This is a genomic window from Streptomyces albofaciens JCM 4342, assembly GCF_008634025.1.
Lineage (GTDB): Bacteria > Actinomycetota > Actinomycetes > Streptomycetales > Streptomycetaceae > Streptomyces > Streptomyces albofaciens.
Window position 1 is genome coordinate 4,127,583 of sequence record NZ_PDCM01000001.1, and the last position, 13,976, is coordinate 4,141,558.

12 protein-coding genes are annotated in these 13,976 nt (G+C 71.8%); 10 read left to right on the forward strand and 2 right to left on the reverse strand.

The window, feature by feature from the left end; genetic code table 11:
* The first annotated feature begins 445 nt into the window (after nt 1-445).
* On the forward strand, nt 446-1,630 hold the full coding sequence (locus tag CP973_RS18460) for an acyltransferase family protein (protein ID WP_150242104.1): 1,185 nt from the start codon (nt 446-448) through the stop codon (nt 1,628-1,630).
* 163 nt (nt 1,631-1,793) lie between these two features.
* Nucleotides 1,794-2,120 carry a YkvA family protein gene (locus CP973_RS18465; protein ID WP_150242106.1) on the forward strand — a complete coding sequence of 109 codons (327 nt, stop codon included), beginning with the start codon at nt 1,794-1,796 and terminating at the stop codon, nt 2,118-2,120.
* A gap of 124 nt (nt 2,121-2,244) precedes the next feature.
* On the opposite strand, the gene CP973_RS18470 is transcribed toward CP973_RS18465, so the two are convergent.
* On the reverse strand, nt 2,245-3,321 hold the full coding sequence (locus tag CP973_RS18470; RefSeq protein ID WP_150242108.1) for a LacI family DNA-binding transcriptional regulator: 1,077 nt from the start codon (nt 3,319-3,321) through the stop codon (nt 2,245-2,247).
* Nucleotides 3,322-3,479: 158 nt separating this feature from the next.
* Here CP973_RS18470 and CP973_RS18475 point away from each other — a divergent pair, with 158 nt between their 5' ends.
* From CP973_RS18475 to uriT, 8 genes are all read left to right on the forward strand, one after another.
* On the forward strand, nt 3,480-4,508 hold the full coding sequence (locus tag CP973_RS18475; protein WP_150242109.1) for an SIS domain-containing protein: 1,029 nt from the start codon (nt 3,480-3,482) through the stop codon (nt 4,506-4,508).
* A gap of 82 nt (nt 4,509-4,590) precedes the next feature.
* Entirely contained in the window at nt 4,591-5,424 is an 834-nt protein-coding gene (locus CP973_RS18480; RefSeq protein ID WP_150242111.1) for a PfkB family carbohydrate kinase, read from the forward strand.
* A 41-nt stretch (nt 5,425-5,465) separates the two neighbouring features.
* Nucleotides 5,466-6,806 (forward strand): ABC transporter substrate-binding protein, encoded by a 1,341-nt coding sequence (locus CP973_RS18485; RefSeq protein ID WP_150242113.1) that lies wholly within the window; start codon nt 5,466-5,468, stop codon nt 6,804-6,806.
* A gap of 79 nt (nt 6,807-6,885) precedes the next feature.
* Nucleotides 6,886-7,767: a carbohydrate ABC transporter permease gene (locus CP973_RS18490; protein WP_150242115.1), complete on the forward strand. Its 882-nt coding sequence runs from the start codon at nt 6,886-6,888 to the stop codon at nt 7,765-7,767.
* Nucleotides 7,764-8,660, forward strand: coding sequence for a carbohydrate ABC transporter permease (locus CP973_RS18495; RefSeq protein WP_150242117.1), 897 nt, complete (start codon nt 7,764-7,766; stop codon nt 8,658-8,660). The genes CP973_RS18490 and CP973_RS18495 overlap by 4 nt, the downstream gene beginning before the upstream one ends.
* A 99-nt stretch (nt 8,661-8,759) precedes the next feature.
* Nucleotides 8,760-10,364 carry an ATP-dependent DNA ligase gene (locus tag CP973_RS18500; RefSeq protein ID WP_150242119.1) on the forward strand — a complete coding sequence of 535 codons (1,605 nt, stop codon included), beginning with the start codon at nt 8,760-8,762 and terminating at the stop codon, nt 10,362-10,364.
* Between the two features lie 304 nt (nt 10,365-10,668).
* Nucleotides 10,669-11,616 carry a uridine-preferring nucleoside hydrolase UriH gene (gene uriH, locus CP973_RS18505; protein ID WP_150242121.1) on the forward strand — a complete coding sequence of 316 codons (948 nt, stop codon included), beginning with the start codon at nt 10,669-10,671 and terminating at the stop codon, nt 11,614-11,616.
* Entirely contained in the window at nt 11,613-13,052 is a 1,440-nt protein-coding gene (gene uriT, locus CP973_RS18510; protein ID WP_150242123.1) for a uridine transporter UriT, read from the forward strand. Before uriH ends, uriT begins: the two co-directional genes overlap by 4 nt.
* Nucleotides 13,053-13,153: 101 nt before the next feature.
* Here the strand turns inward: uriT and CP973_RS18515 are convergent, their stop codons facing one another.
* A complete protein-coding gene (locus tag CP973_RS18515; protein WP_150242125.1) occupies nt 13,154-13,861 on the reverse strand; it encodes an alpha/beta hydrolase in 708 nt (235 codons plus the stop codon).
* Nucleotides 13,862-13,976: the final 115 nt, after the last annotated feature.

Consider the following 13,976-nt stretch of genomic DNA (forward strand, 5'->3'; position numbering starts at 1 on the left):
CGGGCGGCGGGCCGGAGGCGGGTCCGGATGCGGGGGCGGGTCCGGCGGCGATGGCGCGCCGGGGCGGGGCGCCCGGTGCGGCGCGAGCGGAGCCCGGGCGGCGCACGCGGCGGCGCGGATCGGTACGGAGGGGCGCGCGGCGGCGCGGATCGGTACGGAGGGGCGCGCGGCGCCGGAGCGTGCCGGTTTCCGGCCCGACACCTTTTTCGTCCGTACGGTTCGCCGACGCCCCGGTTTCTCATCCTTTTCTCACGAATGCCGACGGCGCTGTCCGTCGATACCCCGTTGACCTGCACCGGAAGGCGACCTCGGGAAGTTCGCCGCTGTTGTGGACATGGGGCAGGTGTGGTGTCGTACGCTAAACTCCGCGATCCGTTCGCGCATTTCCCGTCGTTTACCGTGAAACTCGGACAGGCTGCCGCCGCACCGTCGCTTAAGGACCCGGATGCTTTACGCCGCGCCAGAACACCCTCCCGGCTCGCGGGGGGAGACGCGGCGGCCCAGACTGCGCGTCCTCGACGGACTGCGGCTGCTGGCCGCCCTGATGGTCCTGGCTTATCACTACATCACCCTGCGCGACGGCTGGGGCGGGGACCCGACGGCATTCTCCCCGGTCGTCTACCACCTGTCGGAGTACGGCTGGCTGGGCGTCGAAGTCTTCTTCCTGATCAGCGGGTTCGTCATCTGCATGAGCGCCTGGGGGCGTTCCCTGGGCGATTTCGTGACCTCCCGCGTCTCCCGTCTCTACCCGGCCTATTGGGTCGCCGTACTGCTGACCGCGGCGGTCCTGACCGTGTGGCCGAACGTCCGCAGCGCGGACAACTGGGAAACGGTGCTGACGAATCTCACCATGCTCCAGCAGGGGCTCGGCGTCCCCGACGTGGACGACGCCTACTGGACGCTGTTCATCGAGCTGAAGTTCTACCTGCTGTTCGCGATCGTGGTGTTCCGCGGGGTCACCTACCGCAGGTGTGTGCTGTTCTGCGGCCTGTGGACGGTGGCCGGCGTGGTCGCGCTGAAGTCCAACAGCGACCTGCTGTCGGTGTGGGCCATAGCGCCGTACTCCCCGTACTTCATCGCGGGCATCGCCTTCTATCTCATGCACCGCTTCCGGCCCACCGTCCTGCTGTGGGCGATCGTCGCGATTTCCTTCCTGCTGGCCCAGCACTATCTGCGCGGGCGGCTGGTGATGAATCTCGGCGCGAAGGCGGACCTGGCCCAGGGATGGCCGGTGCGCCTGGCCGTGCTGCTGGCCTTCGCGCTGATGGCCGCCATCGCGCTGGGGTGGTTCGACAAACTCCAGTGGCGCTGGCTGTCCACCGCCGGATCGCTCACGTATCCGCTCTATCTGCTCCACATGTACGTCGGTTTCACCCTCATCGACCTGCTGCGCAGCCGGGTGCCCGCGGCCGTGCTGCTGCCGGGGATCGTCGTATTCATGCTGGCCCTTTCCTGGGTGGTGCACCGATACGTGGAACGGCCGTTGGGCAGGAAAATCCGGGTTGCCATGCAGAAGAGCGTGGAGGAAATGCGCTTCCACTCGCGGGGGAAAATGTCCGGCACGCTGCCGGCGAAACAACGGGAAATCGTCCGGGAGGAGCGGAAACCGGATCCGGAATTGCTGCACTGAGGACCGCGACGGCCGACGGGGTCCGTGGGAAACTCTGGCCCCGTCCGCCCCATGCGCCGTTTCGCCGCCCCTGATCGCTCGTTGACGTGGGTGCCGTCCGCACCGGAAGAAGAATGCCGGACGCGGCCGGTATTCCACGGGCGACGGAGGGAAGACGTCAGGAATGAGCGGTGAGATGTGGGCGATCGTGGTGATCGTCGCGGTGCTGCTGGCGGTGATGGTGGGCGCGGCGATCGTGCTCCTGGTCAAGGTGGTCCGCGCCCGTGCCGTCCTGCGCGAGGCGGGCGTACCACTGGAGAACAAGATCGCGTACTGGGGAGCGCTGCTCTATGTGCTCTCCCCGGTCGATCTGCTGCCCGACCCGGTCCTCCTCGACGACATCGGGGTGCTTCTGCTGGCCCTGCGCTCGCTGCACGCGGCGGCCGAGGCCTCGGGCGTGGGCAGAGGGAAGCGGTCGCCCTCGTCGCGGGAGGTCGAGGCGGGAGCCTGACGGTTCCGCGTGCGGCCCCGGCCGGTGTACGGCGTCGGGTCCGCGTGCGGCTGCCGCATGCCCGCCCGGCGGTCTCGCCCGCGGCCACACGGGCCGGCACGCCAACCGCCCTGCCTCTGTACGGCTATTTCCGCCGCCTCGTCGCCCGCGCTACCGACTCCCGCTCGATGAACTCCGTGGGCAGCGTGATGTGTTCCGGCGGGTGGGTGCCGCCCTGGACACGGGCGATCAGGGACCGTACGGCCGTGGCGCCCAGTTCCTGGACCGGCTGGGCGACGACGGTGACCCGGGGGCGTACGGCGCGCGCCCAGTCGGTGTCGTCGAAGGTGACCACGGACAGGTCCTCCGGGACGCGCAGCCCCAGCTCGCGTGCCGCGGACAGGACGCCCAGCGCGATCAGGCTGTCGGTGGCGAACACGGCGGTCGGCGGCTCGGGGGAGTCCAGCAGGTCGCGGGCGAGCACGGCCGGGTCCTGGCCGTGGAAGGCGCCGGTGCGCAGGTACGCACCCGTGTCCTCGACGCCCGCCTCGCGCAGCGCGGCGCGGTAGCCCTCGATGCGGGCCAGGCCGGTGGACCCGGGGTCCACCGGGTCGTCGGTGGCGGCGTTGCCGACCAGGCTGACCAGGGCGATGCGCCGGTGCCCCATGGCGAGCAGGCGCCGTACCGCGTCCTGGGCCGCGCCGTGGTTGTCGACGGTGACGGAGTCCAGGTCGAGGCGGGGCACGCGGCGGTCGAGGAGGACGACCGGGCAGCCGCCGTCGTGCGCGGCGGTGAGGTGGGCGGTGTCCGTGGTGGAGGCGGGGGCGACGATCAGGCCGTCCACGTGCTTGTCGCGCAGCGTCTTGACGGCGGCCCGCTCGGCGGCCGGGTCCTCGTCGGTGTTGGCCAGCAGGATCTGGTAGCCGGCGGCGCGGGCGGCGTCGGTGATGCCGCGGGTGACCCCCGCGAAGAACGGGTTCTGGATGTCGGCGATCACCGCGCCCAGCGTGTGCGTACGGCCGGTGATCATGGACCGGGCGAGCTGGTTGGGGCGGTAGCCCAGTTTCTCGGCGGCGGCCCGTACGCGTTCGCGGGCCTCGGGGCTGACGGAGCCGTAGTCGGCGAGGGCCCGCGAGGCGGTGGAGCGGGAGACGCCCGCCTCACGGGCGACGTCGGGGATGGTGGCGGGCCGGTGCGGGCCGCTGCGTCGGTTCGTCGTCATGGCGTCGCCAGGCTATCGGCTGCGCAGGGGTATTGACGCTCCGCCGACTGCGGTGGGAAGGTTCCCAGCATTCCCGGTGGGAACGTTCCCAATTCTACGTCGAGGGGCGTTCCCGGCCTGTATTGGGAACGTTCCCAACCTGCTCGGAGAGGATCCGCGTGACCACCGCAACCCTGCCCCTCAAGCCCATCACCGAGGACTTCAAGGAGGCCGTGGCCTTCGCCCTGAGCCAGCACGAGACGGCCCGCGCCTTCGTGGCCGAGGCCGTCGAAGGCGGCCTGCGCAATGTCTTCCTGGTCGGCTGCGGAGGCTCGCTCACCGCCTCCTACCCGGTGCACTTCCTGCTGGAGACCCGCGCCGGCTTCCCGGTCTTCCACATGAACAGCGACGAGTTCAACCTGCGCAAGCCCGCGCTGCTCGGCGAGGGCTCCCTCGTCCTCGTCTCCTCGCACACCGGCACCACCAAGGAGACCGTCGCCGCCGCCCACTACGCCAAGTCCACCGGCGCCAAGGTCGCCGCGCTGACCCGCGACGACGACAGCCCGCTGGCGCAGGCCGCCGACATCGCGTTCACCTACCGCAGCGAGGACACCGTCGTCGCCCCCAAGGGCGTGCTCTTCGGGCAGCTCGCGTACGCGCTGCTGGAGAAGACGGGGGTGGAAGGCGACTACGCGGCCATCCGCAAGGCCTACGAAGCGCTGCCCGACGCCCTCCACACCGCCCAGGAGGAGGGTGAGGCGCTCGCCCACTCCATCGCCACCGCACTGGCCGACGAGCCGGTGACGTACGTCCTGTCCGCGGGCCCCAACTACGGCGCGGGCTACGGCTTCACCATGTGCTACCTGATGGAGATGCAGTGGAAGCACGGCGGCAGCTACCACGCCGGCGAGTTCTTCCACGGCGCCTTCGAGGTCGTCACCGAGGACCAGCCCGTGATCCTCTTCCTCGGCGAGGACGCCACCCGGCCGATGGCCGAGCGCACCAAGCGGTTCCTCGACAAGTACACCCGCAAGGCCCACTACGTCGACTCCCGGATCTTCTCGCTGCCCGGGGTGCCCGAGGAGGTGCGTGGGGACATCACGCCCATCGCGCTGGACGTCTTCGGCACCCGGCTGGCCCGCCACTACGAGTCCGTGCGCGGCCACGACCTGGACAAGCGCCGCTACATGTTCCAGGTCGAGTACTGAGTCCGCTCCGTACCCGCCCGGCCCGGCGCGCTCCGGCACGCCGGGCCGGCCCCCACCGGAGCCAACTGGAGGAAAGAGCGGTATGCGCATCTGCGGACTCGGCGACAACGTCGTCGATCGCTATCCCCGGCGCGGACTGATGTACCCGGGCGGCAACGCCCTCAACGTCGCCGTGCACGCGGCGCGTTGCGGCGCCGAGGCCGCCTACCTCGGCGTCACCGGCAGCGACGCGGCGGGCCGGCACGTACGGGCGGCCCTGGCGGCCGAGGGCGTATCGACGGAACGGGCCCGTATCGCCGCAGGACCCAACGCGTACGCCACCGTCCACCTCGACGACGACGGCAACCGGACCTTCGGCGACTGCGACGAGACGATCTCCCTCTTCACCCCGGACGACGCCGACCTGCGCTGGCTGCGCGGCTTCGACCTGGTGCACACCGGCGACTGCAGCGGCATGGAGGAGCACCTGCCGCGGCTGGCCGCCGCCTGCCCGGTGAGCTTCGACTTCTCGGACCGGCCCTGGAGTTACGCCGAACCGCTGCTGCCCTTCGTCCGCAGCGCGGTCCTCTCCCGGCCCGACGCGGACGCGGACGAGGCCGCCGACCTGCTGGCCCGCGCGCACCGCCGCGGCGCGAAGCTGGCCGTCGTGACGCGCGGTGCCCGGGGCGCGCTGCTGTCGTACGAGGGCACCACCCACCTCCAGGGCGTCGTGCCCGTACAGGCCACCGACACCCTCGGCGCCGGCGACTCCTTCATCGCCGCCCTGCACGTCGCCCTGCACCGGGGCCGCCCGCTCGCCGACGCGGCCGGGTACGCCGCCACGTACGCGGCGGCCGTCTGCACCCTGCCCGGCGCCTTCGGGCGCCCCCTCGCCCTGGACGGCGCGCACCCCCGCGCCCCGTCCCGCCGTCCCTGACCAGCCTCCTCCCCGCCCGGAGTTCCCCGCCAGGAGAGCCGATGCGCCGCACTCCCGCCGCCGTCGCCGGGACCCTGCTCGTCGCCCTGCTGACCCTGCTGGTCAGCGGCTGCGGGCAGGCCCCCGTCCGCGTCACCCCGAACGACTTCGCCCTCGACGGGCCCCCGCGCGGGCATCTCACCATCCTGGAGAAGTGGGCCGACCCCGAATACGCCCCGTATTTCCGGAGCGCGGTCCGTGCGTACGAGCGCCGGAACCCGGGGGTCACCATCGACCTCCAGGCCGTCGGCGACCAGCCGTACAAGGACCGCATCGCGGTGCTCGCCGCCTCCCGTGAGATGCCGGACATCTACTTCGCCTGGCCCGGCCGGTACGCGCGCAAGTTCGCCGACGGCAAGCTGGCCGCCGACCTGTCGGAGCCGCTCAAGGACACCGCGTGGGGCCGCACGTTCGAGCCGGGCGCGCTGAACGCCTTCACCTTCGACGGGCGCCCGTACGGGGTGCCGCTCGACATGGACGCCAAGGTCTTCGCGTACAACAAGGAGATCTTCGCCGCGGCAGGGGTCGAGCGGAAGCCGCGGACCTTTCCCGAACTGCTCGCCGCCTGCGACCGCATCGCCGCGGCGGGCCACACTCCGCTCGCCTTCGGCAACCAGTACGGCTGGCCCGCCGGGCACCTGCTCACCCAGTTCAACGCCATGGAGGTGCCGCCCGCCGTCCTGGCCAGGGACTACGACGGTGACGGAGGCGAGGGCGCCTTCACCCACCCCGGCTACCAACGGGCCTTCGAGGACCTCGCGCAGCTCAAGAAGCACTGCATGGGCCCGTCCGGTACGAGCATGAGCCACGAGTCCGCGCAGAACCGCCTGCTGTACGGCAAGGCCGCGATGCAGTACCTGGAGACGCTGGAATTCTCCTACCTCAGCACCAAGGGCGGCGCCCCCGAGAAGTTCGCGAAGAACTGGGACTTCTTCACCATGCCCGCCATCCCGGGCGCCGCGGGCTCCGCGCGCGCCGTCGCCGGGGGAGCGGACGGACTGCTGGTCGCCAACTCCTCGCCCAACAAGGCGCTCGCCGTCGACTTCCTCAAGTTCCTGACCGGCCCCGAACAGGCCCGCAAGGTGGTGCGCGACCTGGGCTGGCTGAGCGCGGTCAAGGGTGCGGCGGACGCCGCGCGCCTGAAGGGGCTGCCCGAGGCGCAGCGCACCCTCGCGAGCAAGGACATGGCGCTGTGGCTCGACACCCGCGCCGACGACAAGATCGTCAATCCGTACCTCTCGGCGGCCGAAGCGGTCCTCGGCGGCCGGACCACCGCCGCGCAGGCGGTGCGCCAGGTACGCGAGGGCGCCCGGCAGGCCCACCGCTTCCGCGTCCGCGACTGATTCCCGCGGCTGATCCCCATGACCGGTTTCCGTGACCGGTCCCCGTACGCCCCGACGCCCCGAAGGAGGTGCCGCCGTCATGCAGCGACGCCGTTTCCGCCACGCCCTGTACGCCGCTCCCGCCCTCGCCCTGATCGCCCTGTTCGTCTACTACCCGATCGTGGAGAACATCCGGCTCAGCCTGTTCAAGTTCAGCGTCTTCCAGCCCGGCATGCGCTACGTCGGCCTGGAGAACTACCGGCAAGCCCTCCAGGACCCCGTCTTCTGGAAGGCCCTCGCCAACAACCTGTGCTACGCCGTCACGTCGGTGGTCTTCCAGGTCGGCGCGGCACTCGTGCTGGCCGCCATCCTGGAGGCGGTCATCGGCCAGCGGCTGCGCGGGCTGCTGCGTACGGTCTACTTCATCCCCGCGGCCGTCTCCATGACGGTGGCCGGCCTGCTCTTCCAGTTCCTCTACCAGCCCGACGCCGGGCTCATCAACAGCGCGCTGGACACGCTCGGCCTCGGCCGGTTCGCGCACGACTGGCTGGGCGACCCGGACACCTCCGTCTGGGGCGTCATCAACATGAGCCAGTGGCAGTCCTTCGGCTACACCACGATGCTGCTGACGGTCGCCGTCCAGCGCATCCCGCGCGAGCTGTACGAGGCGGCGACGGTGGACGGCGCGGGCCGCATCCGCACCTTCTTCGCCGTCACCGTCCCGATGGTCCGCGAGATGACCACCCTCCTCGTCATCCTCACCGTCTCCGGCGCCTTCCTCGTCTTCAACGAGGTGATGGTGATGACCGGCGGCGGGCCCTCCAACTCCAGCCAGACGCTCGGCACGTGGCTGTACGCGAGCGCCTTCACCGGGGACGACATGGGGTACGCCGCGGCCATCGGCACCGTCATGTTCGCCATCACCTTCGTGGCCGGTGCCGTCCAGCTCCTCCACTCGCGCCGGAAGGCGGTAGCGGCATGACCCTGACCCTGCACAAGCCCGCCCCGGCGGACACTCCACCGGCCGCTCCCGCCGCCCGCCGCGGACCCGCCCGCTCCGGCTCGGTGGTCCTGCGCATCCTGACCTACTGCGGCCTCGCCGCGCTCGCCGTCGCCGTCGTCTACCCGCTGTGCTGGATGGCCCTGTCCGGCCTGAAGACGAACGGGGAGATCTTCTCCGACCCGTGGGGGCTGCCCGCGCACCCCGACTGGGGAACGTACGCCGACGCGTGGCACCAAGGCGTGCTCGGCTACCTGCTCAACAGCGCGCTCGTCACCGCCGCCAGCGTCCTCGCCGTCGTCCTGATCAGCGCCTGGGCCGCGTACGGACTGACCCGGCTGGCCATCCCCTTCTCCCAGCCCGCGCTGCTGCTCGTCCTCGGCGCCATGATGCTCTCGCCGACCGTGGCGCTGGTCCCGCTGACGCAGCTCCTCCAGGCGCTGCACATCTACGACACGTACTGGGCGCTGATCGTCCTCTACACCGCCTTCAAGGTGCCCTTCACCACCTTCCTCGTCCGCGCCTACCTGCTGGGGCAGCCGGTGGAGGTGGAGGAGGCGGCGCTGATCGACGGGGCGAGCCGCTGGCAGACCTTCTGGCGCGTGGTCGTCCCGATGGCCCGCCCGATCCTGGTCTCCGCCGCGCTCCTCCAGGCGCTGTTCTCCTGGAACGAGTACGCCTTCGCGCTCGTCTTCATCACCGACGACCGCCTCAAGACGCTGCCCGTGGGGCTCGCAGACATGGCCGGGCGCCTGAACTCCGACTGGCCGATGCTCTTCGCCGGCCTGACCATCGCCGCGCTGCCCATGATCGTGATCTTCCTGGTCGCCCAGCGGCACTTCGTCCGCGGCCTGTCCGAGGGGTTCGGCAAGTGAGCGCGGGCGGCCCGGTGCGGCGGTGCCCTGGTGACGGCGGTGCGGCGCACCGGCTCCGGTGATCGTGCGGGGGCGGCGCGAGCGTTGCAGGATGTTGCCATGCTGCTGGCCCGACTCGCACAGGTGTCCGGGGAGGTCGCCGCCACCTCGGCGCGGTCCCAGAAGATCAAGCTGCTGGCCGAGCTGTTCCGCCAGGCCGAACCGGACGACGCGCCGGTGGCCATCGCGTATCTGGCCGGGCGGCTGCCGCAGGGGCGGATCGGCGTCGGCTGGAGCGTGCTGCGCCACCCCGTACCGCCCGCGGACACCGCCACGCTGACCGTCCTCGGTACGGACGCGGCCCTGACCGCCCTGGCCGCCGTCGCCGGGCCGGGCTCCCAGGCCGAGCGGCGCCGCCTCGTCCAGGAGCTGCTGGGCGCCGCGACCGAGGAGGAGCAGCGGTTCCTCGTCGGCCTGCTGACCGGCGAGGTGCGGCAGGGCGCGCTCGACGCCGTCGCCGCCGAGGCGATCGCCGCGGCGGCCGAGGTGCCGGTCGCGGACGTACGGCGGGCCGTGATGCTGGCCGGGTCCCTGGAGGAGGTGGCCCGCGGTCTGCTCGCCGAGGGGGCCCCGGCGCTGGCGGAGTTCCGGCTGACGGTGGGGCGGCCCGTCGGGCCCATGCTGGCGCACGGCGCGAAGTCCCTGGCGGAGGCGGTCGACAAGGCCGGCCGGTGCGCCGTGGAGGAGAAGCTGGACGGCATCCGGGTGCAGGTGCACCGGGACGGCTCGTACGTACGGATCTACACCCGCACCCTCGATGACGTCACCGACCGGCTCCCCGAGATCACCGAGGCCGCGCTGGCGCTCGACGCGCCGTGCTTCATCCTGGACGGCGAGGCCATCGCCCTCGGCGACGACGGGCGCCCGCTGCCGTTCCAGCAGATCGCGGGCCGGTTCGGCTCCCGCGTGGACGTGGCCGCCGCCCGGGCCGCGCTGCCGCTCTCCCCGGTCTTCTTCGACGTACTCGCCGTGGGCGACCGGGACCTCCTGGACCTGCCCGGCGACCGGCGGCACGCGGAGCTGGTCCGGCTGGTCCCGGAGGAGCGGCGGGTACGGCGCGTGGTGGTCGAGGACCCGGCCGACACCGCCGCGCGCGAGGCCGCCGAGGACTTCTGGGCCGAGACGCTGCGTCGGGGCCACGAGGGCGTCATGGTCAAGGCGCTGGACGCGCCGTACAGCGCGGGCCGCCGCGGCGCCGCCTGGCTGAAGGTGAAGCCGGTGCACACGCTCGACCTGGTGGTGCTGGCCGCCGAGTGGGGACACGGCCGCCGCACCGGCAAGCTCTCCAACCTCCATCTCGGCGCCCGCGGCCCGGACGGCACGTTCGTGATGCTCGGCAAGACCTTCAAGGGCCTCACCGACGTCATGCTGGCCTGGCAGACGGAACGTTTGCGCGAGCTGTCCGTGGACGAGACCGGCTACGTCGTGACCGTACGCCCCGAGCTGGTCGTCGAGATCGCGTACGACGGCCTGCAGACCTCGACCCGCTACCCGGCGGGGGTGACGCTGAGATTCGCTCGCGTGGTGCGCTATCGCGAGGACAAGACGGCCGCCGAGGCGGACACGATCGAAACCGTCCTCGCCGCGCACGACCGGCCGGTGCCGGGCGGCCCGGCCGGCACCGGCCCGCCGGGCGCCGCCGGGGAGCCGGGCCCCGACGGCTGACCGGAGACCGCCGGACGCTTGCGTCCCGCCGCGGCCCCGGATGTCCGCCCCGCCCGTTTGCTCTGGCACTATGACGGGACAGGGCCCCGATCGCTGGTCAGGGCCCTGGACGGAGGCACCGCCTGCGTGAAATCGATTACCCGACCCATGGCGAAGGAGAGGTGTCCGGGTCGCACCAGCCGTGGGCGCTCCGTCCGCCGGGCCGGTGCGCCGCCGTCCGTCCGCGCTCTTTCGGTAACAGCCCTTCAGCTGTGCACCAAGAGATCCACTTCAACACCTTCAGCTGAGCAAAGGGGCTCTTCCGTTGGCCAGAAAGATCATTCTCGACTGCGACCCCGGGCACGACGACGCCATCGCCATGCTCCTGGCGCACGGCAATCCCGACATCGACCTGGTCGCCGTGACGACCGTGGTCGGGAACCAGACCCTGGAGAAGGTCACCCGTAACGCGCTGTCCGTCGCCCGGATCGCCGGCATCACCGGCGTGCCGTTCGCGGCCGGCTGCCCCCGGCCCCTCGTACGGACCATCGAGAACGCGCCGGAGATCCACGGCGACACCGGCCTGGACGGCCCGGACCTGCCCGAGCCGGACATCGAACTCGACCGCCGGCACGCCGTCGACCTCATCATCGACACGGTGATGTCGCACGAGCCGGGCGAGATCACCATCGTCCCCACCGCGGGCCTGACGAACATCGCGATGGCCGTGCGCAAGGAGCCCCGGATCGCCGAGCGCGTCCGCGAGGTCGTGCTGATGGGCGGCGGCTACCACGAGGGCAACTGGAGCGCGGTCGCCGAGTTCAACATCGTCATCGACCCGCACGCCGCGCACATCGTCTTCAACGAGCGCTGGCCCGTCACCATGGTCGGCCTGGACCTCACCCACCAGGCGCTGGCCACCCCCGAGGTCACCAAGAAGATCGCCGACGTCGGCACCAAGCCCGCCACGTTCGTCCTGGAACTGCTGGACTTCTTCCGCGACGCCTACCGGGAGAACCAGGGCTTCGAGTACCCGCCCGTGCACGACCCGTGCGCCGTCGCGTACGTCATCGACCCGGACGTGATGACCGTCCGCAAGGCCCCGGTGGACATCGAGCTGACCGGCGGCCTGACCATGGGCATGACCGTCACCGACTTCCGCTGGCCGATCCCCGAGGACTGCCGCACCCAGGTCGCCGTCCAGCTCGACCACGAACGGTTCTGGAACCTGGTGGTGGACGCCCTCGAACGCATCGGTGACGTTCAGGCATGAGCGCACCGCACATCGCACGGCCCGCCGAAACGGCGGGTCCGGGGCGCACCGTACGGGTCGGCGTGCTGGTCACCGCGCTGCTGACGGCCTGCATCGCCTTCCAGCTCAACGCCAGCATGCTCAGCCCCGCGCTGAAGAACATCGAGGACAGCCTCGGCGCCACCTCCGCCGAGATCGGGCTGACCCAGACCGCGTTCTTCACCTCGGCGGCGCTGTTCTCGCTGTTCCTGCCGCGGCTCGGGGACATCGTCGGCCGCCGCAAGGTGCTCGCCGGGATGATGGCGCTGATGGTCGTCGGCTGTGTGGTCGCGGCGCTGGCGCAGAGCGTGCCGATGCTGTTCGTCGGCCGCGCCATCCAGGGCGTCTCCGGCCCGACCGTACCGCTGTGTCTGATCATGCTGCGGGTCGAGGTCACCGAGCCCAAGCGCTACGGCACCCTGCTCGGCGTGATCACCGCGGTCAACGGCGGCATCGCCGGCGTCGACTCGCTCGCCGGCGGCTACCTCGCCGACCGGCACGGCTTCGCGGCGGTCTTCTGGGCGATGGCCGTCGTCGCCGCGATCGCCACCGCCCTCGTCGCCACCATGGCCCCCGAGTCCAAGGTGCCCGAGAGCCACCGCATGGACTGGCCGGGCGTCGTGCTGCTGGTCGTCTCCGTCGGCTCGCTGCTCGTCGCGCTCAACGAGGCGGGCAAGCTGGCCGCCGCCGACTGGCCGCTGATCGCGGTCCTGGTGGTCGTGGCCGCGGCCGCGTTCTGGCTGTTCTGGCGCACCGAGGACCGCTCCGGGCACCCCCTGGTCGCCACGCGGCACCTGCGGCAGCGCTCCACCTGGGCGACGCTGCTGACCACGATGCTCACGATGACCGGCGTCTTCGCCGTCATGAACGGGCTCATCCCGGCGTTCGCCCAGGATGCCCAGGCCGGGCTCGGCATGTCGGCCGAGCAGTCCGCGTGGTGGACGCTGACCCCGTACGCCATCGCCGGGCTCGCCATGGGCCCGCTCGCCGGCCGGCTGGCGGCCACCTTCGGGTACGGCCGGGTGCTGCGCCTGGGCCTGGTCGGCGCGGCGGCGACCGTCGTGCTGATGATCGTCACGCTCTCCGCCCACTCCCGGGGGCTGCTGCTGGCCGCCTCCATCCTCGTGGGCATCACCTACGCGGGCGTGGCGAACATCGTCCTCAACGGACTCGGCATCGTCCTGTCGCCGAAGGAGAACCCGGGCTTCCTGCCCGGCCTGAACGCCGGCGCCTTCAACCTCGGCTCCGGCCTCAGCTTCGCCGCCCTGTACGCGGTCAAGACCGCCGCACCGGCCGACGACCCCACGTCCGCGTCCGGCTACACCGCCGGAATGATCGCGGGCGTGATCATCATGGCGGTGGCCGTCGGCACCTCGTTCCTGATCCCGAAGCCGGTGGAAGCCGAAGCGCACGAGTGAGCGGCGCCGAGCGCGCACCGTACGGCCCGGCCCCTTCTCGTCGGAGGAGGGGCCGGGCCGTTGCGTACCGCCCTCGGACGGGCATCGAGCCGCCCGCCGCGTCAGCTTTCCGTGGCCCCGGAGGCGATCCGCCCGAGCAGGGCGGCCAGTTCGGCGGGCGCGGCGAGGAAGGGGGAGTGGCCGGTGCCCAGCCGCTCGACGTGGGCGGCGTTCGCGGACATCTTCGTCTGCATCGCGGGCCGCAGCGCCCGGTCGCCCTCGCAGACGACGTAGGTGGCGGGCACGGTCCGCCACGCCGCCCGTGTCACCGGCTCCTGGAACGACCGCCGGCTCTGCACGACGAGTTCGCCGGTGGCCCACTCGGCCACCTCGTCGGGTACGTCCGAGTACAGCGACGTACGCGGGTCCTCGAAGATGGGCGGCCGCACACCGTCGGGGTCCACCGGCCCGGACGACTCGCGGCCGTGCAGACTGCCGAGCGATTCGCCCTCGGCGGGCATGTAGGCCGCGAGATAGACGAGGTGGACGACGTGCGGATGCGCGGCGGCCGCCTCGGTGACGGGAATGCCGCCGTACGAATGGCCGACGGCCACCACCGGCCCGTCGATCTCGCGCAGCCGCGCGGAGATCGCCTCGGCGTCGTCGTACACACCGGCGGCGGGCGTGCCCTGCGGGCCGGAACTGGGCAACGCGACCGTGTGGGACCGCAGGCCGTCGGCGGCGAGGGCGTCCTGGAGAGGCCCCCAGCACGCGGGCCGGTGCCAGGCGCCGTGGACGAGGAGGAAGGAGGGCGGGGCTGCGGTGGGCATGCGGGTACTCCTGGTGGCTTGGAGGGATGCGGCCGGGCCGGAACAGGAGGTGTACCGCGCGACCGTGCCGAAGATCATGGAACACCACGGGAGTTCCACGGACCAGTGAATTGGC

What these genes read in the sequence shown, in the direction of transcription:
- CP973_RS18485 (WP_150242113.1), top strand. Translation starts at nt 5,466, where the DNA reads ATGCGCCGCACTCCCGCCGCCGTCGCCGGGACCCTGCTCGTCGCCCTG.
- CP973_RS18460 (WP_150242104.1), top strand. Translation starts at nt 446, where the DNA reads ATGCTTTACGCCGCGCCAGAACACCCTCCCGGCTCGCGGGGGGAGACG.
- CP973_RS18495 (WP_150242117.1), top strand. Translation starts at nt 7,764, where the DNA reads ATGACCCTGACCCTGCACAAGCCCGCCCCGGCGGACACTCCACCGGCC.
- CP973_RS18515 (WP_150242125.1), bottom strand. Translation starts at nt 13,861, where the DNA reads ATGCCCACCGCAGCCCCGCCCTCCTTCCTCCTCGTCCACGGCGCCTGG.
- CP973_RS18470 (WP_150242108.1), bottom strand. Translation starts at nt 3,321, where the DNA reads ATGACGACGAACCGACGCAGCGGCCCGCACCGGCCCGCCACCATCCCC.
- CP973_RS18500 (WP_150242119.1), top strand. Translation starts at nt 8,760, where the DNA reads ATGCTGCTGGCCCGACTCGCACAGGTGTCCGGGGAGGTCGCCGCCACC.
- CP973_RS18480 (WP_150242111.1), top strand. Translation starts at nt 4,591, where the DNA reads ATGCGCATCTGCGGACTCGGCGACAACGTCGTCGATCGCTATCCCCGG.
- CP973_RS18490 (WP_150242115.1), top strand. Translation starts at nt 6,886, where the DNA reads ATGCAGCGACGCCGTTTCCGCCACGCCCTGTACGCCGCTCCCGCCCTC.
- uriT (WP_150242123.1), top strand. Translation starts at nt 11,613, where the DNA reads ATGAGCGCACCGCACATCGCACGGCCCGCCGAAACGGCGGGTCCGGGG.
- CP973_RS18465 (WP_150242106.1), top strand. Translation starts at nt 1,794, where the DNA reads ATGAGCGGTGAGATGTGGGCGATCGTGGTGATCGTCGCGGTGCTGCTG.